This window comes from Lutibacter sp. A64 (assembly GCF_022429565.1).
Classification (GTDB): domain Bacteria; phylum Bacteroidota; class Bacteroidia; order Flavobacteriales; family Flavobacteriaceae; genus Lutibacter.
The window spans coordinates 1,940,236-1,967,066 of the sequence record NZ_CP092487.1; the positions used below are offsets into that span (position 1 = coordinate 1,940,236).

Below are 26,831 nucleotides of genomic sequence, written 5' to 3' on the forward strand. Positions count from 1 at the left end.
ACATTATGAAAAAATTACATATAATATTCGTATTCATTTTAAGTGTTTTTATAAAATTAAATGCACAAGAAATTAATGTTAGCTTAAATGTTGACACAAACCCAAACCCTCAAATATCTGAATGGGTAGATAGAGCTGAACTAGCCTTGTTAACCATTGTAAATACAAATGAAAAATATGAAGATTACGAATATAAAATACAAACTAAAATATATAAAGACGACGAATTAGTTGCTGAAACTAAAGCTAATCAAATGCCAATTATGTACTTGCCTTTTGGTTCTGAAACTTTTTTAGCTGATGAAATAGTGCCTTACAATGCATTAACATTCTATGGTTCCATTGAAAAAACCATTATTCAAACGGGTTTATTGCCTGCAGGAATGTATTCTTTCTGTGTTTCATTAGTAGATTTAAAAGGAAATATATTAACAAAGCAAGAAAGTTTCTGTAAACCTATGATAATTACAGACTATCTATTACCTGAACTAATTTACCCTATTGAAAATACCACAATTTTAGCACAAAATTTAGCTTCAACCATATTTACTTGGTCTCCTATTGCTCCTACTCCACCCGGAGATGAAGGCATAAAATATATTATTGCAATTAGTGAAGTGAAGGACAAACAAACTCCCGCTAGAGCTTTTGATGTTAATTATCCTTTAGTTGAAGAAGAAATTATAGCCGGTACGCAATTTAACTGGCCTACAGATATTGATGCTCCAGATGAAGATACTCAATATGTGTGGAGTATAAAACCGGTAACTTTTAACGATAACCCGTACAAATCAGGTACTAATAGTTTTGTTAAAATAGGAACTTTTAATATTAAAGGTTTAAATGATGGCTCAGAAAATAATGGTGCTCCTACCACAAAATCTTCAGATGTATTTAATTGCGCAATTAATCCTCTCGACTTAAAAAAGGATCTATTTTTTGTAGATACTGGTAATAGCGACATTGTAGATTTACACGGTATTTCCGCAGTCCAAAATAATTTTTGGCTTCTTGTAGCTGGCACTATTAACCCAGCAGAATACCAACTAACTACTTATATCGATTGGGGCTGTACACATTCTATGGATGTTATACCTTATAACACAACTAATAAAACTCATAACTACAATAATTTTGGAGACAATAGTACTACAGCTTCAACTGGAGTAACTGTTAAAATGGAATTACGCTCACTATCAACAGGACAAACTTGTAAAACAGAAGTCACTATAAGTCTTAAAGAGAAAGCTCAAAACCAAGAAGACAACCGAGATAATGACATTAGCTGTAATATGTCAGACAACGACTTTATCTCTCCACTAACTTTTACAACAGGATACCCTAGTGAAGATGCCTCAGTAGAAATCTACCATATTGATACAATGGCTGAAAATTATATGGCACATATAGGTATTTCAGACCCTGAAAATTACACTTCTTATATAGAAGTAGATTGGGGATACGAAACAACCATAGATGAAGTTAGCAGATTTGGGGAATCATTTAATTATAGCAACGTTTATTTAATGGGAAATAATGAAATACCAACTGAAATCTGCCTTAGATTAATTATAAGAGATAAAAAATCTAAGGATATTATTTGTGAAAAATCAGTCTGTATACCTTATCCAAGTGATATACAAGAGCATTTAAAAGCCAACTGGCCGTCAGAATATCATGAACTAACTCAAAACTGTGAAAATTTTGATGAAGAGGCTCTTAAAAATATTTTAACTTTTTTACCTCAATCAGAAGAAAAACCGAATCTAATTCAAATAGCTGGTTTTAATGTTATGAGTATGACATATATGTCACAACTTTTAGACGGAATAGATCCAACACAATTTACCTTATTTGTAAATGTAGATTGGGGTTGTGTTCACTCCGTTAATCAATACGATGGAACGCAGCCAGTAATTGATCATAATTATGAAGACCATATTGCAGACGAAATATTAGGTAATCCAACTGAAATTTGCATTACCTTAAAACTTATAAACGTTAAAACAACAGAAGTTGTTTGTATAAACACTGTCTGCAAAGAATTTCCACAATGGTTAATTGACAGTTTTGATGACATTAAATTCTTAGGCGATGAAACGGACAATAATAACGAAAATGACCTAGTTGATGGCGATAATGAAGGTAATGAAGATCAAGACGAAGGTAATATTACTGAAACAGATGGTGATAATTGTGCATGTACAGACGAAGAAGCCATTGAACCAGAATTAAATATTTTTCAAACAGAACCAGAAGATTACCCACGTAATTTAACCTTAGCTGGTGTAATTGCTTACCGCGATTACTTATTAAATTGCAATGAAAATTACAGTTTAGAAACACACAGTATGACTGTAACTTTAAATTGGGGCGGAGATTTTACTGAAGAATCTATAATAAATAGCGGCCCGTTTATTCACGAATATACTATTGAAAATGAAATCCCAACAGAAATTTGTGCCACATTTACAATCGCACCTCTATTTCCAGAAGAAGGTGATGAAGAAGTAAGTTGTGTTACTGTTAAATGTGTACCTGTTTCTCCAGAATTATTAGCTCTAAACACTGGTGTTGGTGAAGGTGATCTTACTTTAGGTGAAAGTATATTTGCTGGCGAACATGTAAATGGCCAAGGAGAGTTCGAAATAGTCACCACAACTCTAGAAGGTGCGGCTCCAGGTCCTTATTCAGGAACTGGAACAGTGTATATCGATTGGATAAAATCTGATATGACCGTTGAATTTACAGATATTACTATTGATGGAGACAATAACCTTGTTACAGGATTTATAATAGCTCAATTACACGATACCGCACCTACATATCCAGTTGCATGGTTAATTGGAATGGGTGGTGGACTCACATTTAACCACGAACATGCTGAAGATATTATGAATTGGATTGATGCCAATACAGAACAAGAAATAGATTATGATCCAGCAACAGGAGCTGTAATGCCAGTAAAAGTTCCGTTAGGATTAAACTTCCCTAGTGGAGATCAATTAGCAATTACCGAAATGGTATTTAGAGCGGACAAATCTGAATTTAACCTTGTGGCTGCAAAAACAACGCCACCAGATTGGGGAGATATCCAATTAATTGGATTTAAAGCTTTAAATATAGAATTTCATCCAGATTCTCCTGAGTTTCCACCTGAAAGAATGGAACTTTTAGAAGATATTACAATTGGAAATATAAATGGTAAAATTACCTTTACTTTTAAAGCACCAACAGTAGATAACCCTGGTTGTTATATTGAATGGAATGAATTTGGATTTTCAAACTATGGAGTTGAATTGGATGCTAATTTTACACGTGAATGGTTAATTCCATTACCCGATGATGGCACCTCTAAAGCAAAAGCAAATTTAGTGGCTACAGGAAGTGCTTGGGGCGATTTAATCCTTATTGGAAATTTAGAGGAGTCCGTTATTTCTTGTACCATTCCCGACCCTAACTCTGGGGCACCAACAGATTCTGGAGCACACGATTTTATAATCTTAGCAGACAATATTTCTTATGATTGGTCAGACTTAGCAAATGCACCAGCAATTGAATTTCCACCGATTTACACTGGTGAAACAACCAATTTATTTAGAGGTTTTCATATGGAAGAATTAACCTTAAAATTCTCTCCAAATAAAATGAACACTCCTGAAGGTGACCCCATTGAAATTAGTATTAATGATATGATTATTGATGATACTGGAATTACCTTAGAATCTGAAATTGAAAATTTGGTAGTTTTTGGTGATGCAGAAGTTGGAGATATGGCCGCAAGTATAGATCGTATTTACTTAGAAATTTTATCTAGTAGCTTTGTAGAAGCAGGTGTTGAAGGTCGTATTGCAATTCCAGTAAGTGATGGTAATAGTATGGATGACTCTTTAGCTTATTCAGCATTGTTTAATGTACCATTAAATCCTGCAGAAAACAAAAACTTTCAAATTACATTAACACCAGATCAACCAATAAATGCCGATTTATTGAAAGGAACGATGAATCTAGACGAAACTTCAAACCTTTCTGGTTATTTCGATAAAGATAAAAAAACGTTTACAATGGATTTAAATGGTGATTTCACATGGGAAGATGCAGAAATAGGACCTGTAAATGAAATCAATATAGAAATTGGTTTTGAAGGCGTAGGTTTTGATTACGATTCAAGCTTAGCAAGTAACAAATTAGCCTTTGATTCTGGTAACTGGTCGTTTGCAAGCCCACAAAAGAAAATGGCAAATTTCCCAGTAACAATTGAAGAGATTGAATACAATGAAATGACTACCTCTGGAAATCAACTACTACATGGAAAACTAAACTTTGATGTTATTTTCAATCTTTCAGACAAAATTGGAGGAATGACAACATTAGGAGCAGAAGTTGCCATAAATGATGAATCTGGCAGTGGAGGAAAGAAATTTGAACCTGAATTTATTGGCGGTATTATTGATTCTATTGCAATTAGTGCTGACATGGCTGCAGTAAAAATAAATGGTGCCATTGGATTTAGAAATGACGACCCTGTTTTTGGTGACGGATTTATTGGTACTTTAAGTGCAGAATTTAAAGGGCCTGGAATTAAAGTTGGCGCCCTTGCTGAATTTGGAAACACTACATACTTACACTCATCAAGGTATAGATACTGGAGAGTAGAAGCTGAAGCGACTTTCCCTGCCCCAGGAATTACCTTTTTACCAGGAATGGCTTTCCGCGGTTTTGGTGGAGGCGCATTTAAAAATATGGAAGCTACCTTATCTGGATCTACCTACACGTTTACTCCAAAGCATTCTTCATTAGGTTTTAGAGCAAAAGCAGTATTAGCAACCACACCAAAAGAAGAAACTTTTAATGCAGATGTTGGCTTACTTGGAACATTTTCTGGTAGTGGCGGTATGACCTATATTGGTTTTACAGGAGACTTTTATGTGGGAGCTAGTTTTTCAACAAGAAATAAAGCTAAAGTAAATGGTTATGTTACGGTTGATTACGATTTCCCTCAAAAACACTTTAACTTAAGTGCAAACGTAAATGTAAATGCTCCACCAATTACAACTCCTAGTCCAATGAGTTTGGTATTGGATATTAATGGAAAAACCAATAATTGGTATTTTAAATTTGGTGAACCAGCTAATTTAAATACCGTAAATGTATTTGGAATAAGTTTATACGAGTATTTAATGTTTGGAAATGATATTCCATATCCAGGTGGATTTACAGATACCTTCAGAACAAATTACCACAATGCTGTTGGTACGTACCCTAGCGCAGGAGGAGCCTCAACTGGAGGTATTGGAAGTAATACTGCTAGTGGAAAAGGATTTGCTCTGGGTATTGGCTTTATGTTTGATAAAAGCGGTGAAAAAGAATTAACAGATTACAGCAATGGTAATAAAAAACACGTATTAAGTTTTGATTTAGCCGCAGGTGCCGAACTACACCTATCATATATGCAATATTTAGGAAGTTGTAATGGTAACACTCCTATTGGAATTAACGGATGGCGTGCAAAAGGAAGCTTAGGTATGTATGGTATGGCCGGAGCTGGAGTTAAAAAGTATAAAAAGAATGGTAGTGTTAAATGGAATACAAATGTTGCCAGTTTAGCGGCAGGCGCTTGGATTACCGGAGAATTCCCTAACCCTTACTATGTAGCCGGTGCAATTGATGGCTCAATTACTGTTTTTGACTTAATTTCATTTAATTTTCATAAAAGCTTTGAAAAAGGAACTTCCTGTAATAATGGTGGAGCTAGTAGCGGTGCAGCAGTAACACAAGGTGATGCAGCTGCCGATCAAGAAAATGCTTTAATACAATATGTTCACCCTAATACTAGTTTTAATTTCCCTACAAGTGAACCTCTTGCCGTAAAGTATGGTTTAAATCCAGATGAAGTATTTGACGTTTCGGAACAACAAGCAAATGGAACTGTAGAAATGCGTACATTTAAAATGACTGTAAGTAAGGTTTTACAAGTTAAAAATGACGATACAGGTGCTTGGACAACTGTAAGTTTAACAACTAATGAAAATAATTTAGGAGAATTTTTATATACAATAGCCACACCAATTTCAATTACTGCTGCTCCAGCAACATTTGCCCCAATGCCACCAAGTGGCGGTGCAGGCGGATTAACCGTTGCAGCTGCAGCACCAGTTGGTATGGCATATACAGCACCTGCCGGATTTACACCAGCAGCAACACCTGCTGTAGGTGCAATGGTAGCACCTAGTGGTTTAATGATGTACCCTGCTCCAGGACCTTCTGATGACTATGATGATTTACCACCTGAGCCAGCCCCTGTAATTAATTCGCTTACTGAAAATAAAAGCTATAGATTTACAGTAACCGCAACATTAAAGGAATGGAATGGTTCAGCTTGGACAAACGCACTTAAAAATAACGGTACACCTGTAAACCAAACGATTGTAAAAAACTTTAGAACTGGGGTTCCAGTACTTGTAAGTGGAAGCTCAGGAGCAATAATGACTCATTAAAAAAGAAAATTATGAAAAGCACAAAATATATAATATTAATCATTAGTTTATTTTTTGGAAGTACTAAAATAAATGCACAAGAAAACCCAATTAGTGAAATTAAAGCTGCAGCACGTTATACTACTAACGGTGTAGAATTACGATTTTTACCTGACAGAAAAAAAAACTTAGATTTAGGTCTTCAGGGTGGATTTATTCTAGAAAGAGCCGAAGGGAATTCTGAAACTTTTATTGAAATAGCAAAAACAACACCTTTTTCTGAAGAAGAATGGCTTCAAGCATTGGAACAAGCAGAAACAGAAGATGAAAAAATTCAAATTGAAATATCACAAGATTTTTATATTTCAAGTCAAGAAAAAACTGGTGGAGAATTTGATTTTTCAGAAGGTATTGCAGATTTAAAACAACAAAAAGCAGATGAAGATTTTCAATTTATGGTTTCTATTTTAACCGCTATAAAAAATGCAAATGCCGCTAAAGGATTAGGTTTAGCATATATAGACAAAACTGTTGAAACTGGAAAAAAATACACCTACCGTGTAAAACTAGTTGAAAACTCTGCTGTTTATGAAATTAAATCCATTCCCGTTTCAGTTGAAACAACTTTAAATAACAATCAATATAAAAACAAAGTATATATTAAAACTGGAGATACACAATTGGGCTTTGTTTGGGAAGACCATCCAGATTTATCAGGTGTAGATGTTGAAAGAGAAATAAATGGTGTTTATAAAAAATTAAACGACGCTCCAATTTATACTGTAAGAGGAAAAACTTATGAAGGTGTAAAACGCAATGGTTTTAGTGAAGATAGTTTGGTAAATTATCAAAAATACACCTATAGATTTTATGCTCAAACCATTTTTGGAGAACGCGTTAAATTTGCTGAAGTTACCGGAATGCCGCGTGATTTAACACCTCCTCAAAAACCGTTTTTAAAACAACCAAAACATGCTAAACCAGATGAAGTGCACATAGAATGGGAAATGAATAACCCTATTGAGCCGGATTTTAAAGGTTTCGCAATTTCAAGGTCCGATAAAAGCGATGGATATTTTTCGTTAATAAACGATAAATTACTGCCAAGCTCTGCTAGAAAATTTATAGACAAAAGCTTTATAGAAGGACAAAGTAATTATTATTTAGTACAAGCGCTCGATACCGCAAACAACGTAAGCTCATCTTTTCCAATTTCAGTAACTCTTATAGATTCTGTACCTCCTGTAAAACCTATATTTATTGACGGAAAAATAGACTCATTAGGCGTAGTTACTGTAAATATTCAAAAAAATAAAGAAACAGATTTAATGGGGTATCGTTTGTACCGCTCTAACAGTCCAGAGCACGAATTTTCTGTTATAAAAGAAGGGTTTTTATCGTTAGATAGCCTTCAAAATGAAGTTCAAACAGTTTTTTTAGACACTGTTACACTTAAATCTTTAACTCCGTATATTTATTATAGAACTGAAGCTTTAGATTTTAACCATAACACTTCTGAATTTTCAGAAATTTTAAAAGTAAAAAGACCCGATATTATACCACCAACAACTCCTGTATTTAAAAAAGTAAAAGTAGGTGAAGACTATGTAAATCTAGAATTTGCGTTAAGTAAAAGTCGCGATGTAAAACAACAGATTCTTTTCAGAAAATTAAACCTTAAAGATGAATGGGAACAATTGGCTCAACTTCAAAATGATCAAAAAATATATGTCGATAAAAAAGTAGAAAAAGGAACGCGCTATTACTATTCATTACAAGCAATAGACGATAGTGATAACAAATCTGATTTTGCAGTTCCAGTAATGGGAAAACCTTATGATACAGGTGTACGTCCGCCTGTTGAAGATTTAAAAGTTACGCAAGATAAAAATGAAATAACTCTAAGCTGGAAATACAAATTTCATAATAATGAAACCTTGTATGTAATTTACAAGCAGAATAAAGATGGAAACTTGGTGCAATACAAAAACACCCGAGAATTAATTTTTAAAGAACGTTTAACAAGTAAATCCCCTGCTTACGCAATAAAAGTAGTGACTACAGACGGTGGAAAATCTAAAGTTAGTGAAACAGTTAGCATTAATTAAACCTCTCTATTTTTTTAGAGAAATTGAGAAGCTTTTTGATTTTTTTCAGAAAACTTCTTTTTTTTAGTTCATCTAACCAAACTTAGAGTTCATCAAACCCCTATTTTTAAAAGGAGTAAGTTTATGTAGGTTTATATAAATTTTATAAACTTATATGTACCCGCAGCTATTTACTTTTCATCTACCTGAATTTTTATCAAACTTTCTCAATATACAAGAAGTTACCATCTACACCTACGCTTTTTGTATTGCTTCAGGTACTCTAGTTGCCGCTTTATATACTAAATGGCGCGCAAAAAAAGAAATGAATATTGTTTACTTACCAAATTCATTTTTCTATCTAATTTTTATCGCTGGGTTTATTGGCGGAAAATTATTTTACTACTTAGAAAAACCATTGTATTTTTTGAATAACCCACATTTAATGCTCAATAATTTTTCAGGTGGCTTTGTATTTTATGGATCATTTGTAACTATTATTCCCTTTGTAATCTGGTATTTAAAAAAGCACAAAATTAGCGTTTTACCTATGTTAGATATTCTAGCAATTACCACATTAATTGTACATTCAATTGGTAGAATTGGCTGTTTTAATGCAGGTTGTTGCTATGGAGATCCAACAGATAGCAGTTTTGGGATGGTATTTCCAACTACACATAATACAACTGTGCATCCCACGCAATTATACGAAGCAACTATATTAATAATCTTAATTATTAGTTTACTTATACTAAAAAAACGCCAACAATTTAACGGACAAATTTTTCTACTTTACCTAAGTTCTTATGCTGTTAGCAGATCCATTTTAGAACTCTTTAGAGGTGATAAACGCGGTTTTATTATTGAAAATTGGATTTCTCATTCTCAATTTATTGCAATACTCATATTATGTACTACGACAATCTTATACATTAAATTAAAAACAAAAAATAAATTAATCTTAAAATAAAGAACCATGAAAAAAATTATTTTAAACATCGGAATTCCTCTAACATTTTTATTAGTAGCTGTCTTAATAATTGGCCCAGCTTGTAATGATGGCTTTGCTTACTATTATCCAGATGCTGATAATGATGGGTTTGGAGATTCCACTGCAAATTCAACAGCATTTCAAGTTAACGACCCTATCCCAGATGGTTATGTTGAAAATCATACAGATTGTGATGATACAAATGCAGCTATATATCCTGGCGCAACAGAAGTACCAGACAATTTAACTGATGAAGATTGTAATGGGCAAATAGCAATTACTTTTTATGCAGATAAAGACGAAGATGGTTTTGGAAACCCTGATAGCCCCGTTGTATTTGAAATTGACGATTACGATAGTGAAGCACCAAACGGTTTCTCTTGGGTTGCAGGAGATTGCGATGATGATAATTATAATGTAAATCCAAAAGTAGATGAAATTAGAGGAAATGATATAGATGATAATTGCGATGGTGAAATTGATATTGTTGAATACTATATAGATGAAGATGGAGATGGTTACGGATCTCAAAATTTTGCAGCTGCAGATGATGGTGTAACCAACAACCTAGATTGTGATGACAACAATGCTAAAGTACATCCTTTTACAAAAGAATTAAAAGATGGTATTGATAACGATTGTGATGGTATTATTGATGAAATAATTTAAACCTAAGCTTTATTAACAACTTAAGAACATACAATTATAACTGATTTAATAGTATATTTAAATCTTAAAACTATTTTACCAAACCTATTGAAAAAAATTAAACTCCATATCACTATATTTTTCACTTTAGTTATGTGGAGTTTTTCTTTTGCGCAACAGTTTACCAATTATTCTATTAAAGATGGTTTACCAAGTAATCACATTTATACTATCCGGCAAGACACAAAAGGTTTTCTATGGTTTTTAACCGATAAAGGAATGGTTAGATATAACGGTAGTGAATTTAAAAACTTTACAACTAAAAACGGGCTTCCAAAAAATGATGTTTGGGATGCATTTACAACACCCGATTCTAAAGTATGGTACATAACAAAAACTACAGAGTTAGGTTATATAGAAAACGATAGTGTATTTTCTTTCCCAACTAAAAATGAAGGAGAAATTATGAATCCTATTTTTTCTAGTCAAATTGGAGAAAAAATATATCCCACCGGACCAACCAAAACTTATGCATTAAAAAACAATAAGTGGGAAATTATTCTGAATAATATAGGGGCTAAAGATCGAATAAATATTATACATCCTAGTGTAAAGTATTTAAAACTTACAAAGCTTCAAGATACCCTAAAAATAATTAATCATAAAAATTCAGTAATAAAAAAACTCACTAATAAACCTTATATAAACGTATTAGCAAGAAGAAAACAATTAAATGATTCTCTTTATTGTTGGGTAACTGAAAATGATTATCTAATCCTTAATTTAAACACTTTAAAACTAAGGTTTTCAACTTTTAAAGATGAAATAGGTTTAGAAAAGGCAAAACACGCTAGAATAAATATAATTAATAATAAAATTCAAATTTCTGGAACTGGTTTTGTAGGTTTTTTAGACAAAGAGCTACATATAAAAGATGCTTATTTGTTTCCTAAACACATAGACTCCCATTTTGCAATTGTAGATAAAACAAATACTATTTGGCTTGCTACATTTTCTAATGGAATTTATAAACTACCCTATGTTAAAAGAAATATAACATATTTAAATAATCTAAATACGAGCAAGTTAAGCATTATAAATAACGAGCTTTATACCAATATTTATAATAAAGGTTTTTATAAATTTAATTCTAAAATAAATAGTTTCGAGCAATTTTTAAAAATAGAAGACTATACTTTTAAACCAACGGAAATTAAAGAATTAAATACTTCTTTTTTCCCTTCAAAATTTACTATTAGCACTTTAAAAAACAATGTTTTAAAAACTATTGACTATAGAAATACTAGACTAATTACCAACCCATTATCCTATAATATCGTATATTTTAAAAATAATTTATACGGTCTTTTCCCCTTCGGATTAAATAGAATTAACCCTTCAACTTTAGAAATTGAAAAAGAATTCTACCAATCGGGTTGTAATTTTCTTATTAAATTCAAAAACCGATTATTGATAGCCACCAATAATGGATTAAAAGAATATAAAAACGACACCATTAAGAGCATAAATTTTACCAATCAAGCCTTTGAAAAATCTATTTTATCTATCAACAATATTTCAGAAAAACTCCTTTTATTAAATACGGATGGCTTTGGAAGTTTTATTACCGACTTAAAAACAATAAATCGTTTACCAAATTCTAATTTTTTAATTGTTGAGAATGCTTTTGTAGAAAAAAATCAACTTTGGTTAGCTACTAATGAAGGTGTTTACAAATACACTAACTATAAATTAGAAACCATTATAAACGCCAATAACGGTTTACCTTCAAATAATATAAATGACGTATTAATACATAAAAATAAAATTTTTATTAGCACTAATAATGGAGTTGCAATTCTGCCAAAAGACCAAAAAAACATTTCTCAATTTTTAAAAATTTACATAGAAAAAGCAGCTTATAACGGTAGTAAAATAAACAACCATAAACGTACTTTTAAATACATAAAAGATAACAATACAACGTTTTCTATTGCTAGTATAAATTTTAATGAAAACAATAAAGATTTTACGTATCAATACAAATTACATCCAGTTCAAAAAAATTGGATTACTACTAAATCTAACAACATTAATTTTACCGATTTAGAACCAAACAATTACACTTTAGAAGTAAAATCCAACAACCATTCAGAAAATTATAGTTTTCAAATAACGGCATTGTGGTATCAACGTTCTATTTCTAAATTTTTAATTTTCTTTCTTATTTTAGGAACTTTAATTTTAATTTTATTTAAAATTAGAGACAGAGAACTTACTAAAAAAACGAATAAAATAAAAGCTCAAAAAAAATTAGCTGAATACGAATTACACGCCTTACGTTCGCAAATGAACCCTCATTTTGTATTTAATTCACTCAATTCTATTCAATACTATATTACTAAAAATGAAATTGAATTATCTGAAAAATATTTGGTTCGGTTTTCACGATTAATTAGAAAGTTCTTCGATTTCTCACGAGATAAATTTATTTCTCTAGAACAAGAAATTTCATTATTAAACAACTATTTAGAAATTGAAAAAATGCGCTTTGGAGATGAGTTTAATTATAAATTTAATATTGATAAGAACCTTAATTTAAACGATCAAAAAATTCCTTCAATGCTTTTACAACCTATTGTAGAAAACTCTGTAAACCACGGTTTATTTCACAATGAAGGAAAAGGAACTATTCTAATAAATTTTAAACATCAAGCAATTAATCAATACACTGTTGAAATTATAGATAATGGTGTTGGATTAAAAAAAGCAAAACAAATTAAAGACCAATCTATAAAAACTCACATTTCTAAATCTAGCGATATTATTAAAGATCGCATACATTTACTAAACCAATCACACGAATGGTTTGTAACTTATAATATTTACGAAATTGAAAATAATGGTGGAACTTGTGTAAAACTAACTTTTAAAAACAATGAATAAAACAACTGCTATAATTGTTGATGATGAAAAAAATGCTCTGGAAAGTTTAGCTTTAAAAGTTGAAAAATATTTTCCACAAGTAACTATTACGCATAAATTTCAAAACCCCAAATTGGCATTAGAAGAAATTAATAATAACCACCCACAATTGTTATTTTTAGATATTGAAATGCCCGTATTAAGCGGATTAGATTTACTTTCTAAAATTGAAAATCCAAATTTCGAAATCATTTTTGTAACCGCTTATAACCAGTACGCTATTGAGGCCATAAAACATTGCGCCATTGGCTATATAGTTAAACCTATTGATAATGATGAGTTAAAAAATGCCATAAACAATGCTATAAAAAACATTGAACAAAAAACTGCTTTAGAAAAAAACAGACAATTATTAGAAAACCTAATTTCAAACGGAAACTCAACCATTGTAATTCCAACACAAAAAGGGCTTAGTTTTATTAAAATTTCAGATATTATTAGATTTGAAGGCATTGATGGTTATACCAAAATTATACTTACAAACTCCACTATTTTAAGCTCCTACAGTATTGGTAAATTTTCTAATTCTCCTAAACTTCACAATTTTTTTTCTATTCATAAATCTCATTTTATAAATTTAAATGTAGTTTCAGATTTTTTAAATGAAGGCTATGTAATATTAAATAATAATGACAAATTACCTGTTGCTAAAGCCAAAAGAAAAGATTTTTTAGATAAAATTCATCATATTTAAATACAAATTAATCTGTAACTAAAATAAAATGTTAAATAAAATTTAATTTCATAAAAAAGAGCCTAAAAGTTTCTTGGCATATTTTTTACTTTGTTAAATTAGCACTCTTAAAAAAAATATAAATGAATTTCGAAGTTACTTTTAATACAAAATGGTCAGATTTTGACCCAAACAGACATATGAGACATACAGCATATAACGATTATGCTGCTGAAGTTAGAGTTCGCTACTTTCAAGAACACGGTTTATCAATTAACGAATTTGCCAAACTAAATATTGGTCCAATTTTATTTAAAGAAGAAACTTCTTTTCTTAAAGAAATCCATATTGGTGAAAACATCACTGTTAAAATGGAACTAGAAGGTGTTTCAAAAGGAATTGAACGTTGGCGCTTTAAACACCAAATATTCAATCAAAAAGGTGTGCTTTCTGCTGAAATTAAAGTTTATGGAGCGTGGATAGATTTATACAAACGAAAACTAACAACTCCTCCTGCAGAATTTGTTAAGATTTTAGAAGATTTACCTAAAACCGAAAACTTTAAAGAAATACCATTAAAAAGTGAAAAATAGGAAAACTATTTACACACTTGTAACTGTATTTTTTGCCATCCTATTTTTTATTTGGGATAATTATGATTTTGAAGGTTTTGGCAATGACAAAGATAACGTTGTAATAAATACAACTAACTTTTTGCCAAGCTCAACAACCGGACAAATAGTTCATCACAATAACTATTCGCTATCTTATAATGAAAAACATGAACAAGCAGAATGGGTTGCTTATATTTTAAAAGATTCGCATATTTCTTCTACCAACTTTAAACGTCCTTATTTCGAAAAAGATTCAAAGGTTAAAACTAAAAGTGCGCATTATAAAAACTATTCTAATTCTGGATACGATAAAGGGCATTTATGTCCGGCAGGTGATCGAAAATTTTCAAAATCGGCATTCAACGAAACCTTTTTAACCAGCAATATTTCACCACAAGAACATCAATTTAATGCTGGTGTTTGGAATAGATTAGAGCAAAAAACAAGATATTGGGCTACAAAATATAAAAATTTATATATTGTTACAGGTGGTATTTTAGAAAATTCAGCCAAAACTATTGGAAGTGAAAAAGTAACTGTTCCAAATTATTTTTATAAGATTATTTTAGACTTTCAAGAGCCTGAAATTAAAGCTATAGCTTTTTTAATTCCGCATGAGAATTCTGAAAAAGCCTTGTATAAATTTGTAACTTCAATAGATAAAATAGAAGAACTTACAGGAATTGATTTCTTTCCAAAGTTAGAAGATTCTGTAGAAAATAAGTTAGAAACTTCTACCAATTATCTTAATTGGAATTTTTAAAAAAAATAGTTTAGGGTAACAAAACTCAATAGTAGTTGATATAGTTGTAAAGAAACAAATTTTACAATCTATAAAAACAACTACTATGAAAACTAAATTATTATTAATCGGAACATTATTTATTACAACAATTGCTTTTTCACAAACAAAAAGTACTACAAAAAAAGGCTATACCTATTACAAAAACACAGCTGAAATTTCTAAAAGCAGTAAAATGAACAAAGGAGAATTAACCGATGCAATGGAAAAAGATGCTTCCTTAAACAACAGAGTTCTTAATACAGTTAAAACCCCTAAAACAAAGGCTTATATCGTAAACAATGGAACCATAGAAGTAAAAGGTGACTTTAAACAAAATGCTCATGAAAAACATTTAAGAAAAAGACCAGGAAGAACTACGTATAAAAAATCTTCAAACAATACTAAAGGCATCATAGCAGCTCCTAAGACAGCTAAAGCTACAGCAACAGATTATAATAACTCTAGAAGTAATAAAAGTACCCATTACTAGAATTCTACTTTAGTTTCAAACTAACTTACAACTATATTAACCTAACAAATTTATATTTGTTAGGTTTTGTAATTTACTATTTTTACAAACAGTGCACGACCTAAAATCTATAGTATTTACACAAAAAAAGAGTTGGCTTTCACCAACTCTTTTAACCACTTAATTTATCGTTATTTTAATTCCAAAACATTGCATATAATGCTACTAAAACAAGCATAATAGCAAAAGCTCCAATATTAAAAACTGGACTTGTTTTAAATAATTGTTTAGTAATTACAATTCCTTTCTCATCATCTTTTCCTTTATGTTGAATTAAACTAGTAATAACAATTACTACCATTGTTAATACAGCAGTATATCCCATTTGATCCATAAAAGGCATAGATGTAAACTTAAATGCTACAGCAATTGGAATAGAAACTAACGCACCAATAATTGCTGCTTTATTTGTTGTTTTTTTCCAAAATAACCCTAACATAAATACAGCTAAAATACCTGGACTTACAATTCCTGTATATTCTTGTATAAACTGGAAAGCTTGATCAATTCCACCTAATAATGGTGCCATAACAGAAGCTATAATTAAAGCTACAGCAGCTGAAATTCTACCCATATTTACAGTTTGTTTATCACTTGCATTTTTATTGATGTATTGTTTGTAAATATCCATTGTAAAAATGGTTGATGTTGAATTTAACATTGATGCTAAAGACGATACAATTGCTGCTGCTAAAGCTGCAAATGCTACACCTTTCATACCGGTTGGTAAAAATTGTAACAACCAAGGATATGCTTTATCGGCTTGTTCTAAGGTTGGTAAATTATGCAATCCATCCGCACCTAATCTTGCCATAATTGCTGGATCATTAACCATAACATACGCTGCAATACCTGGAACAACAACTATAACAGGTATAATTAATTTTAAACCTGCCGCTAATAAAATCCCTTTTTGTGATTCTCTTAATGATTTTGCCGCTAAAGTTCTTTGAATAATATACTGATTGAAACCCCAATAATATAAGTTTGCAACCCACATACCACCTAATAAAACACCAACTCCTGGCAACATATCGTAGTATTTATCCGATTCATCAAAAATCATTGTAAAACGTTCTGGCGTAGCTTCATAAACAGTTTTCATACCTGCAATAATACCTTCTCCATCAGACACCGTATTTAAAGCAATATACGTAGTTACTAAACCACCTAAAACTAAAAACACCACTTGAATAACATCGGTCCAAGCAACCGCTGATAGTCCTCCGTATAATGAATAAGCAGCAGCAAATAATGCCAAACCAATTACACCATACATCATTGGTATACCCATAATAGTCTCTAAAGCTAGAGAACCCAAATATAATACAGATGCTAAGTTTACAAATACGTATAAGGCAATCCAAAAAATTGCTAAAATTGTTTTTAAATTCGTTGAAAATCGTTTTTCAACAAATTCTGGTATGGTATACAAGCCTTTTTCAATAAAAATAGGTAAGAAATATTTACCCACAATAATTAAAGTTATGGCAGCCATCCACTCGTAAGAGGCAATTGCCAATCCTAAGGCAAAACCGGAACCAGACATTCCAATAAATTGCTCTGCTGAAATATTTGCAGCAATTAAACTAGTACCAATAGCCCACCAAGGTAAACTTTTACTAGCTAAGAAATAATCTTCCGCATTCTTTTCATGCCCTTTTTTATCTCTGGAAACCCATAATCCCACTCCTAAAATTAAAACGGCATAGGCAATGAAAATGATGTAATCCCAAAATTCGAAATGTGTTGTCATATTAATATGTATAGTTTAGTTAAAATATTCTTTTTAAGTTTATATATAATTTCTTTATTTTTTTGACCAAACGAATTTAGTTATTTTCTTTAATTAATTATTACTTTTAACAATTATTAAATTTTAAAATTAACCTAAGCCGTTAAACCTCAAATTAATTTAATTATAATACAATAGCAGTTCCTTCACTAGGATTTGCCTCAAAAGCTGTTAATTTAATATTAAACTTATTAAAATAAGCTTCTGAAGCTGCTGCAATAAAATCTTCAACAGCATCTTCGTGAATAATATTAATTGTACAACCACCAAAGCCTCCACCCATCATACGAGCTCCGATAATTGTATCGTATTTTTTAGAAAAATCTACTAGAAAATCTAATTCTTCACAACTAACTTCATACAAATTAGATAAACCATCATGTGTTGCATACATATTTGCTCCTAAAACAGCAAGTTTATCATTTTTTAAAGCTTCTACAGAATCTAAAACACGTGTTTTTTCTTCAACAACATAAGTACACTTATTGTACATATCTTCAGTAAATACAGTTTTAAATTCGGCTAACATTTCAGAAGAAACATCGCGTAACGATTGTACTTCAGGGTATTGTTTTTGAATAATAGCAACACCTTGTTCACATAAACTTCTACGTTTATTATACTCTCCATCTGCTAAATTATGCGATACGTTTGTATTAAGTAATAATATTTTATAAGGTTTAATATGAATTGGCACATGTTCGTATTCTAAAGATTGACAATCTAATAGAATTACATGACCAGCTTTACTCATTACAGAAGCAAATTGATCCATAATACCACATTTTGTACCTACATAATTATGTTCAGCTCTTTGCCCTATTTCAACAAGCGTTATTCTAGGCAATCCCAATTCAAATAATTCATTTAAACCAAAAGCTATACCGCATTCTAAAGCTGCAGATGAACTAATACCAGAACCAACAGGAATATCACTGGTAAAAATACAATCAAAACCAGCTAATTTATCTGATAGTTGTTGAATTTCATAAATTACACCTAAAATGTAATTTTCCCATTGTTGTTCGCTTGGTTTAACATTATTTAAATTAAAAGTAAAACTGGTATCAAAGTTTTTACTGTATACGTTACACGTATCTGTTGTACCATTTTTTTTAAATTTAAATTGAATTTTTTTATCTATCGCTGTTGGAAGTACAAAACCGTTATTATAATCTGTATGCTCTCCAATTAAATTAATTCTTCCGGGTGAATTAATTGTTAATGTGTAATGCTGCTCATTTAAATCCATCAAAATCATTTTTTATTAATAATAAATGTTTTTTTTACGTTTATTAATTTCAGTCGCTAAATTACATATTTTTTGGTAAAAAAAATCATAAAAATTATAGAATTTAGAAATAAATTTTATGAAAAAAAGCGATTTAAAGTTAATTAACCACTTTTAACTACCAATTAAGCACATATAGACAACTCAATTACCTACTTATCAAACAATTAAAAGATTAAAATATGGCATTTTAACATTAAACTTAAAATTGGAAACATTTCATTATTTGAAAAATTCATACATTTGTAGTTATTATTAAATACTTTTCAACAAAACTCCTTGTTTATTGAAAATAATCTTTACACCAAATTAAATTCAATATTAATTGATAAAGAACGATACAAATAAAGAAGATGCACTTTTAGTAAAGCAATTGTCTAACGGCAATGAAAGGGCTTTTGAAAAGTTATATCAAAAATATAAAAATGATATTTACGCCTTTAGCTTCAGTTTAGTAAAGTCTAAATCAAATGCTGAAGAAATTCTTCAAGATGTTTATCTTAACGTTTGGCAAAATAAACACAAAATAAATCCTGACTTATCTTTCAAATCTTTCATTTTTACCTGCACCCGAAATGCTTGTTTAAACTTTTTAAAACGTGCTGTAAATGAACAAACAATGAAAGATGCTATTTTTTATAAAATCAACACCTCTAGCAACAGCACAATTTTAGACCATATTATTAATGATGAATATGAAGTTTTAAGAAAAAAAGCAATAAAAAAATTACCTCCTAAAAGAAAAATTATTTTTAAAATGTCTCGTGAAGAAGGTAAAAGTTACGAAGCTATAAGTGCAGAATTAAATATTTCTATTAGCACTGTAAAAAATCAAATGAGCAAAGCTTTAGATTCTATAAGAAACTTTCTACAAGTTAACACAGACTTAACATTCTTTATTCTATTATACTTTATTAAATAAACTAATAAAAGCACATTTAAAAAAGCTTTTAACCACCTAAATCATTACATTTTTCATTTTTTTTTAAAAATAATTCATTTTAGAGTAGTACTAAATTTATTTTCAATTGTATTATAGAGGTAAACCATAAACAATTGCTTAAATGCTAAAAGAAAATCGAATAGCGCTACTAATAAAAAAATTTGCTAATAATAAATGTAGTGATGCTGAGATTGAAGAACTAATCAGCTTACTTAAACAAAATAAAGTTTCTGAAAGTGATATTGATGTAGATACTATTCTAGAATCTATAGAAAAACCTGAAGTACTTGATGATAAAAACGCAAAAAAAATTTACTCTAACATTTTAGAATCCAATGCTTTTAGAAAGAGAAACACCCGTTTTTTAAGCAAAAAAACAGCTAAATTAGCTGCTTATGCTGCTGTTTTTATAGCATTAATTAGTGTAACTATATTTAACAATTACATCCCTATTACAACTAAAAAACCAAGTCTTAATTCTTTAATAAGTGAAGAAAATGTTACTATAAAACTAACTGACGGAGCAATAGAAGTAGTTACTAAAAACACCAAACCTATTGAAAATAAAGAAGGTGAAGTTATTGGCGAAATAAAAAACAATGTACTTACACTTAACAACCAAAAAGAACCAAAAGACACCATTATAAAGTACAATACTATAAATGTACCTTATGGTAAAACATTTGAATTAAGCCTTGCAGATGGTACTCGTGTTAAAATTAATGCGGGTACCTCCTTAAAATTTCCTACAAGTTTCTCAAATGCTAAAAACAGAACTGTGTATTTACAAGGTGAAGCGTTTTTTGAAGTTTCAAAGGATAAAAAACACCCTTTTATTGTAAAAACCGAAAATTTAGATGTAGAAGTTCTTGGTACAGAATTTAATGTATCTGCTTATAACGAAGATATTAAATCGCAAGTTTTTTTAGTTGAAGGTTCTGTAGAACTTTCAAAAGAGAATAAAATTAAAGAACCTGTTTTATTAGTTCCTGGTGAACTAGGAAGTTTAAACCAAGCCAATACACAAATTACTGTTGAAGAAGCTTCTTCATATGCTCACACATCTTGGATGCATGGCGAATTAATTTTAAGAAATGTAAAATTTGAAAACCTTCTTAAAAGGTTAGAAAGACATTTTAACGTAGCTATTCAAAATGAAAATACCGAGCTTACTAATAAAATATTCAATGCCAACTTTGGAGACCAATCAATAGAAATGGTTTTTAAATACCTTAAAGAAATACACGACATTGATTATAAAATAGACGAAAACACAATAATAATTAAATAACATATTAAATGAAACACACGTACTTTTAAAACAAAAAAACGGAAAATACGCCAATATTTTCCGCTTAAAATTAATCTGACCTATAAAAATCGAATTAACCACTAAATTATTTAAATATATGGAAAAACTTTTCAGTTGCAAAAATAAAGTTCCCACTTTATTCAAAAAAACAACTCGAGTAAATTTACTTCTTTTTTACTTTTTAACGTTTAGCATTGCTTCAATAGCTGCTACCGAAAATTTACAATCGAAACCTGTTGATTTTAAGTTAGAAAACGTAACTATTGAAAAATTAATAGATGAAATTGAACTTAAAACAGATTATAGATTTGTTTACATTATAGATGATGTTGATTTAACTAGAGTAGTTTCTGTAGAAATCTTAAAAGGCGATTTAAAAACTGCTTTAAACAAGGTGTTTAAAGCAACCAATACAACATTCAACATTATGGATAAGCAAATTATCCTAAAAAAAAGAACCGAAAATACTCTAAAAGAGCAACAAATAACCATTAAAGGAGCTATTACTACTCAAATGGGTGAGCCTTTCCCTGGAGTTAACGTATTTGTAAAACGTACAAATATTGGAACTACAAGTGATTTTGATGGAAATTACGCATTAATAGCAATGGCTAATGATACCTTAACATTCCGTTATTTAGGGTATAAAACAAAATACATTCCAGTGAACTCTAGAACAATCATTAATGTTCAAATGGAAGAAGATGTTGCTGAATTATCTGAAGTTGTAATTAATGGTGTTTTTGAACGTAAAGCAGATAGTTATACTGGTTCTACTACTACTATAACAAGTAAAGAATTAAGAAATGCCGGAAGTCAAAATATTTTTCAAGCAATTCAAAACATAGATCCTTCAATAGGACTTTTAGATAATTTTGATTTAGGATCAAATCCAAATACCTTACCCGATCTACAAATAAGAGGTACTTCTACTTTTCCACAAAGCGAAGACACGGGTACTTTTAAAGGAAACTACCTTAAAAACCCAAATCAACCTCTTTTTATTTTAAACGGGTTTGAAGTTTCTATAGAACGTGTTTTTGATTTAGATTTTAACCGTATAGAGCGTTTAACTATTTTAAAAGATGCTGCTTCTAAAGCCTTATACGGTTCTAAAGCTGCAAATGGTGTTGTAGTTATTGAAACTAAAAACTTTACTGGTGAAGATGCTTTGGTTACTTATACCACTAGATTAGATTTAGAATTACCAGATTTATCTAGTTACAACCTAACAAATTCTTTACAAAAATTAGAAGCTGAAAGAATTGACGGTTTATACACACCTTCGCTAAACGATGCTGACAGTTATGTAGAATTAATGCAATTGTACAATTACAGATTAAAATTAGCTAAAGAAGGATTGGATACCGATTGGCTTTCTAAACCCTTACAAAATGGAGTTGGTCACCGCCACTCACTTAGTGTAGAACTAGGAAGCGACGATTTAAAAATACTAGCAAATATAAATTACAAAAAAACAAATGGTGCTATGAAAGGTTCTTCCAGAGAAAACTTTGGTGGAGACTTTACTAGTTACTATAGGGTTAAAAATTTAAAATTCCGTAACATCACAAGTATTATTAGTAGTACTTCTGTAGAATCGCCTTACGGAGAATTTAGCGAATACGCCATAATGAACCCTTATTGGAGAGCTAAAAACATAGATGGAAGCATTCCTTACTATGCAGAACTAGGAACCAATGGACAGCGTTATACCAACCCGCTTTACAACTCAACTTTAGATTCTAAAAACGAATCTGGTTATTTTAACTTTATCAACAACCTGTATTTAGAATGGCAAATAAACCCAACTTTAAAAGCCGTTTCTAGAATTGGTATTGATATTAAAAAAAGTAATGCTGATGAATTTTATCCATCAAACCACACCATGTTCGATAGTTACTCGGCAACAGATAAAGACCGTAAAGGTTCGTACCAAGTAAATAATGGAGAAAGCAGTTACCTATCTGCAGATTTAAACTTACAATATTCAAAAAGCATCAATAAAAATTTCTTCTTTGGTAATGCAGGTCTTACAATTAGCGAAAGTAAATATGAAGAAGTTTCTCACTTAGCTGAAGGTTTTCCAAGTAGCAGACTTGATGATATTATTTTTGCTAGAGATTACGCACTAGATTCTAGACCTACCGGAATTAGCGGACTGTCTAGAGATATAGGTTTTCTTGCTGTTGGATCTTATAGTTATGATAATAGATTCCTTTCTGATGCAACATTTAGAACCAGTGCTTCTTCTCAATTTGGTGAAGACAAGCAATGGTCTAACTTTTGGAGTTTAGGTTTAGGTTGGAATGTACACAATGAAAAATTTTTAAACAATTCTTCTTTTGTTGAACAATTTAAATTAAGAGCTTCTGTAGGATCTACAGGAAATCAAAATTTTAACGAAAATCAATCTATTATTACCTATGGTTATTACTTAGATTCACAATACCAAGGTTTTTCTGGTTCTTATGTACAAAATGCTGGTAATCCAGGCTTACAATGGGAAACTAAACTCGATTACAACGCTGGTTTCGATGCTAAATTTAAAAACTTAAGCCTTCGTTTTGATTATTACGAAAGTTATACTGAAAATTTAATAACAGACATTACAATTCCTTATTCAACAGGTTTTAATTCCGTTAAAGATAATTTAGGACGTGTTAAAAACAACGGTATAGAATTAAATACTAGCTACCTACTATGGAATAGAGGAAAAGATTTTTTCTCTGTTAATTTTGGAATCACTACTAACAACAACAAAATAGTTGAACTTTCTGATGCTATGCAAAGCTTTAATGAAGCTCAAGAAGCAATTGCAGCAGACCGTGGTAATAACACTCCAGTACTTAAATACGAAGATGGAATGTCTATGAATGCTATTTGGGCTGTAGAATCTTTAGGAATAGACCCTGCTACTGGTAACGAAATTTACCTTAAACAAGATGGAAGTACAACCTACGAATGGAGTACAGAAGATTTAGTAGTTGCTGGTAATAGCAGCTCTAAATACAATGGTGTTTTTGGTTTTTCTGGTGAATACAAAGGCTTTGGTTTAAGTGTTACGGCTAGATTTTTAGGTGGCGGACAATTATACAACCAAACCTTAGTAGATAAAGTAGAAAATGTTGATATGTTGTACAATGTAGACGAACGCGTTTTAACAGGTAGATGGCGTTACCCAGGTCAAGAAGCTTTATTTAAACGCTTAGGAACCTATAATGTAGATCCAGATGGAGACAATGTTTATGTTTCTCTTAACGAAAAAACACGTGCAACTTCTAGATTTGTTCAAGATCGTGATGAATTAGACATAGCTGCCATCAGTTTTTATTATGATTTTAATGAAAAAGTATTAGATGCACTAGGCTTTGAACGTCTTAGATTTATGTTCAATATGAATGAAGTACATAAGTTTTCTTCAATAAAAATTGAAAGAGGAACACTATATCCTTATGCTAGATCAATGTCATTTTCTTTAACAGCAAATTTCTAAAATTAATATTATGAAATATACAAAAACAATAGGATCAATATTATTTCTACTACTAATTTTAACTAGTTGTAATAATGATTGGCTTGATGAAACTTCAAGCACACAAATAAGTAGTGATGAACAATTTGAAAATGAAGAAGGATTTAAAGATGCCTTAATGGGTGTTTATATTGGTATGACTTCTCCAAATCTTTATGCAAAAGATATGACCTACAATATTGTAGATCTATTAAGTCAACAATACACCTCACTACCAACCTTAGCGCAATACGACGAAGTACAACGCTTTGAATATAGAACAGCTGTATCTACAGATCAAATTGATAATTTATGGATCAATTCGTACAATGTAATAGCCAATATCAACCTAGCTTTAGAATACATAGATAAAAATAAAGGTATTTTAAACAGCATTGATTATTCAATAATTAAAGGTGAACTTTTAGCATTACGTGTATTTATGCATTTTGATGTAATACGTTTATATGGTTATGGAGATTTAGCAAACAGAGAAAGCTTAAAATCTGAATATACAATACCTTATGTAACAACTTATGGTAAAGATTTAACAACACAACTTTCATACACAGACACTTTTAATTTAATGGAAAGCGACTTAAATGAAGCCTTAGAACTGTTAAAAGAAGATCCTAGTTATGCTACAGACAAACCAGATGAATATTATTTAGAAGTTAATAGAAATGGTTTTTATAGCAACCGTGAACAACGTATGAATTATTATGCTGCATTGGCATTAAAAGCTCGTTTATTACAATGGCAAGGTAAAAGCCAAGAAGCTGCACTTACTGCAGAAACGGTTATTAACAACTCATTTACAAGTTTAATAAATCCTGCTACGTATTCAGTTGCTTCAGACCCAATTTTATACCCTGAAGTATTATTTAGCTTAAATGTTGAAGGCTTTGCAGACATTGTAAATAGATTTTTAGATGCAAGCGATAGTGGTACAAACTACGATGCTTTATACTATACACAATCTAAAGCCAATGAAATTTTTGAAGCGTCTAATGTAAATATCGGTTTAACAGATATACGTTATAACACGCTTTTAGATACGCAAACAAAAGGATTGGTAAGTATTAAATTATTACAAGACACCAATGCTTATTTAGATCAAATGCCTTTAATAAAACTTCCTGAAATGTATTACATACTAGCAGAATACAATGCAGAAGTAAATCCAAGTTTGGCGGTTGAATATTTAAACACCGTACGCGAACATAGAGGTATTTTAGAAGCAATTCCTTCAGACATTTCTCAAGAAAATTTAAAAATTGAAATTATGAAAGAATACCGAAAAGAATTTTTAAGCGAAGGACAGTTATTCTTTTACTACAAAAGAACTGGAGCTACAAACATATTAGATGTATCTGAAACCATAGATCTAAATGACGACATATACGTATTGCCTTACCCAGACAACGAATTAGAATTTGGAAATAGATAATTTAAAAACATTAAGATATGAAAAACTATATATTAATTACAATTTTAACCTTACTATTGATACCATTTGTATCTTGTGAAGAAAATGAAATTGAAGCTTTTAAAGCACTACCTGCTGTAAATTTTGTTAATAGCTCTTTAGATTATTCATTTGTACAAAACACAGATTCAGAATATATTGCAGAAATACCAGTACAAATAATAGGTACAGCAACAGATTACGATCGCTATTTTAATGTAGAAGTCTTAAACGACTCTATAACCTCTGCAGATACAAGTTTATATGAAATTGTAGAAGGAAAAGTACCTGCTAACGCATTTGAAGGTAGCTTATTTTTAAAAGTAAAAAACGCTGCTAAACTAGATACTACTAGCGTTAGTGTACACCTTGAAATTGCAGATTCAGAAGATTTTGTAAAAGGAAATGTAGAAACTAAAAACCATACTTTTAAATGGAGTAATACTATAATTATGCCTGCTTGGACCTATTACAGATATTTTTTCTGTAGAGATGGAAGTACTGCTGCATATAGAGTTTTTATTGCTGCAACAGGTAGAACAAGCTTTACAATATCAGATTATAGAGCATTAGGCCCAACAGGAGCAAAAGTTTTAGGAGTACAGTACGGAAACTATATCCGTAATTACAATGCAGAACACCCAGATAGCCCTTTATTACACGACGATGGAGCCAAAGCTGGAGAACCTATTGTACCTATTTATTAATAAAAAATTAGTTA

Annotated in this window: 16 protein-coding genes; 14 read left to right on the forward strand and 2 right to left on the reverse strand. The window is 30.6% G+C overall.

What is annotated here, in order from left to right:
* Positions 1-5: 5 nt before the first annotated feature.
* From MKD41_RS08160 to MKD41_RS08200, 9 genes are all read left to right on the forward strand, one after another.
* On the forward strand, positions 6-6,497 hold the full coding sequence (locus MKD41_RS08160) for a hypothetical protein (protein WP_240244938.1): 6,492 nt from the start codon (positions 6-8) through the stop codon (positions 6,495-6,497).
* 11 nt (positions 6,498-6,508) lie between these two features.
* On the forward strand, positions 6,509-8,584 hold the full coding sequence (locus MKD41_RS08165) for a hypothetical protein (protein WP_240244939.1): 2,076 nt from the start codon (positions 6,509-6,511) through the stop codon (positions 8,582-8,584).
* A gap of 154 nt (positions 8,585-8,738) precedes the next feature.
* The gene (locus tag MKD41_RS08170) at positions 8,739-9,533 is read left to right on the forward strand and encodes a prolipoprotein diacylglyceryl transferase (RefSeq protein ID WP_240244940.1); all 795 of its coding nucleotides are present in this window, start codon (positions 8,739-8,741) and stop codon (positions 9,531-9,533) included.
* A gap of 6 nt (positions 9,534-9,539) precedes the next feature.
* The gene (locus MKD41_RS08175; protein ID WP_240244941.1) at positions 9,540-10,223 is read left to right on the forward strand and encodes a putative metal-binding motif-containing protein; all 684 of its coding nucleotides are present in this window, start codon (positions 9,540-9,542) and stop codon (positions 10,221-10,223) included.
* Positions 10,224-10,355: 132 nt separating this feature from the next.
* Complete coding sequence (locus tag MKD41_RS08180) at positions 10,356-13,148, forward strand: sensor histidine kinase (RefSeq protein ID WP_240244942.1); 2,793 nt, start codon at positions 10,356-10,358, stop codon at positions 13,146-13,148.
* Entirely contained in the window at positions 13,141-13,881 is a 741-nt protein-coding gene (locus MKD41_RS08185; protein ID WP_240244943.1) for a LytR/AlgR family response regulator transcription factor, read from the forward strand. Before MKD41_RS08180 ends, MKD41_RS08185 begins: the two co-directional genes overlap by 8 nt.
* A gap of 122 nt (positions 13,882-14,003) precedes the next feature.
* Positions 14,004-14,453: an acyl-CoA thioesterase gene (locus tag MKD41_RS08190; RefSeq protein WP_240244944.1), complete on the forward strand. Its 450-nt coding sequence runs from the start codon at positions 14,004-14,006 to the stop codon at positions 14,451-14,453.
* Positions 14,443-15,237 (forward strand): DNA/RNA non-specific endonuclease, encoded by a 795-nt coding sequence (locus MKD41_RS08195; protein WP_371824292.1) that lies wholly within the window; start codon positions 14,443-14,445, stop codon positions 15,235-15,237. Before MKD41_RS08190 ends, MKD41_RS08195 begins: the two co-directional genes overlap by 11 nt.
* An 85-nt stretch (positions 15,238-15,322) precedes the next feature.
* Entirely contained in the window at positions 15,323-15,748 is a 426-nt protein-coding gene (locus tag MKD41_RS08200) for a hypothetical protein (protein ID WP_240244945.1), read from the forward strand.
* Positions 15,749-15,923: 175 nt separating this feature from the next.
* Here MKD41_RS08200 and MKD41_RS08205 read toward each other — a convergent pair whose 3' ends face one another.
* Together MKD41_RS08205 and galK are read right to left on the reverse strand one after the other, a co-directional pair.
* Entirely contained in the window at positions 15,924-17,543 is a 1,620-nt protein-coding gene (locus tag MKD41_RS08205; protein WP_240244946.1) for a sodium/sugar symporter, read from the reverse strand.
* 163 nt (positions 17,544-17,706) lie between these two features.
* Complete coding sequence (gene galK, locus MKD41_RS08210; protein ID WP_240244947.1) at positions 17,707-18,834, reverse strand: galactokinase; 1,128 nt, start codon at positions 18,832-18,834, stop codon at positions 17,707-17,709.
* A 364-nt stretch (positions 18,835-19,198) separates the two neighbouring features.
* On the opposite strand from galK, the gene MKD41_RS08215 reads away from it, so the two are divergent.
* The 5 genes from MKD41_RS08215 (at position 19,199) to MKD41_RS08235 (ending at position 26,817) form a co-directional block, all read left to right on the forward strand.
* A complete protein-coding gene (locus tag MKD41_RS08215) occupies positions 19,199-19,795 on the forward strand; it encodes an RNA polymerase sigma-70 factor (RefSeq protein WP_240244948.1) in 597 nt (198 codons plus the stop codon).
* Positions 19,796-19,937: 142 nt separating this feature from the next.
* Positions 19,938-21,107, forward strand: coding sequence for a FecR family protein (locus tag MKD41_RS08220; RefSeq protein ID WP_240244949.1), 1,170 nt, complete (start codon positions 19,938-19,940; stop codon positions 21,105-21,107).
* 118 nt (positions 21,108-21,225) lie between these two features.
* Complete coding sequence (locus tag MKD41_RS08225; RefSeq protein WP_240244950.1) at positions 21,226-24,624, forward strand: SusC/RagA family TonB-linked outer membrane protein; 3,399 nt, start codon at positions 21,226-21,228, stop codon at positions 24,622-24,624.
* A 10-nt stretch (positions 24,625-24,634) separates the two neighbouring features.
* A complete protein-coding gene (locus MKD41_RS08230) occupies positions 24,635-26,092 on the forward strand; it encodes a RagB/SusD family nutrient uptake outer membrane protein (RefSeq protein ID WP_240244951.1) in 1,458 nt (485 codons plus the stop codon).
* 17 nt (positions 26,093-26,109) lie between these two features.
* Positions 26,110-26,817: a DUF4843 domain-containing protein gene (locus tag MKD41_RS08235; RefSeq protein ID WP_240244952.1), complete on the forward strand. Its 708-nt coding sequence runs from the start codon at positions 26,110-26,112 to the stop codon at positions 26,815-26,817.
* Positions 26,818-26,831: the final 14 nt, after the last annotated feature.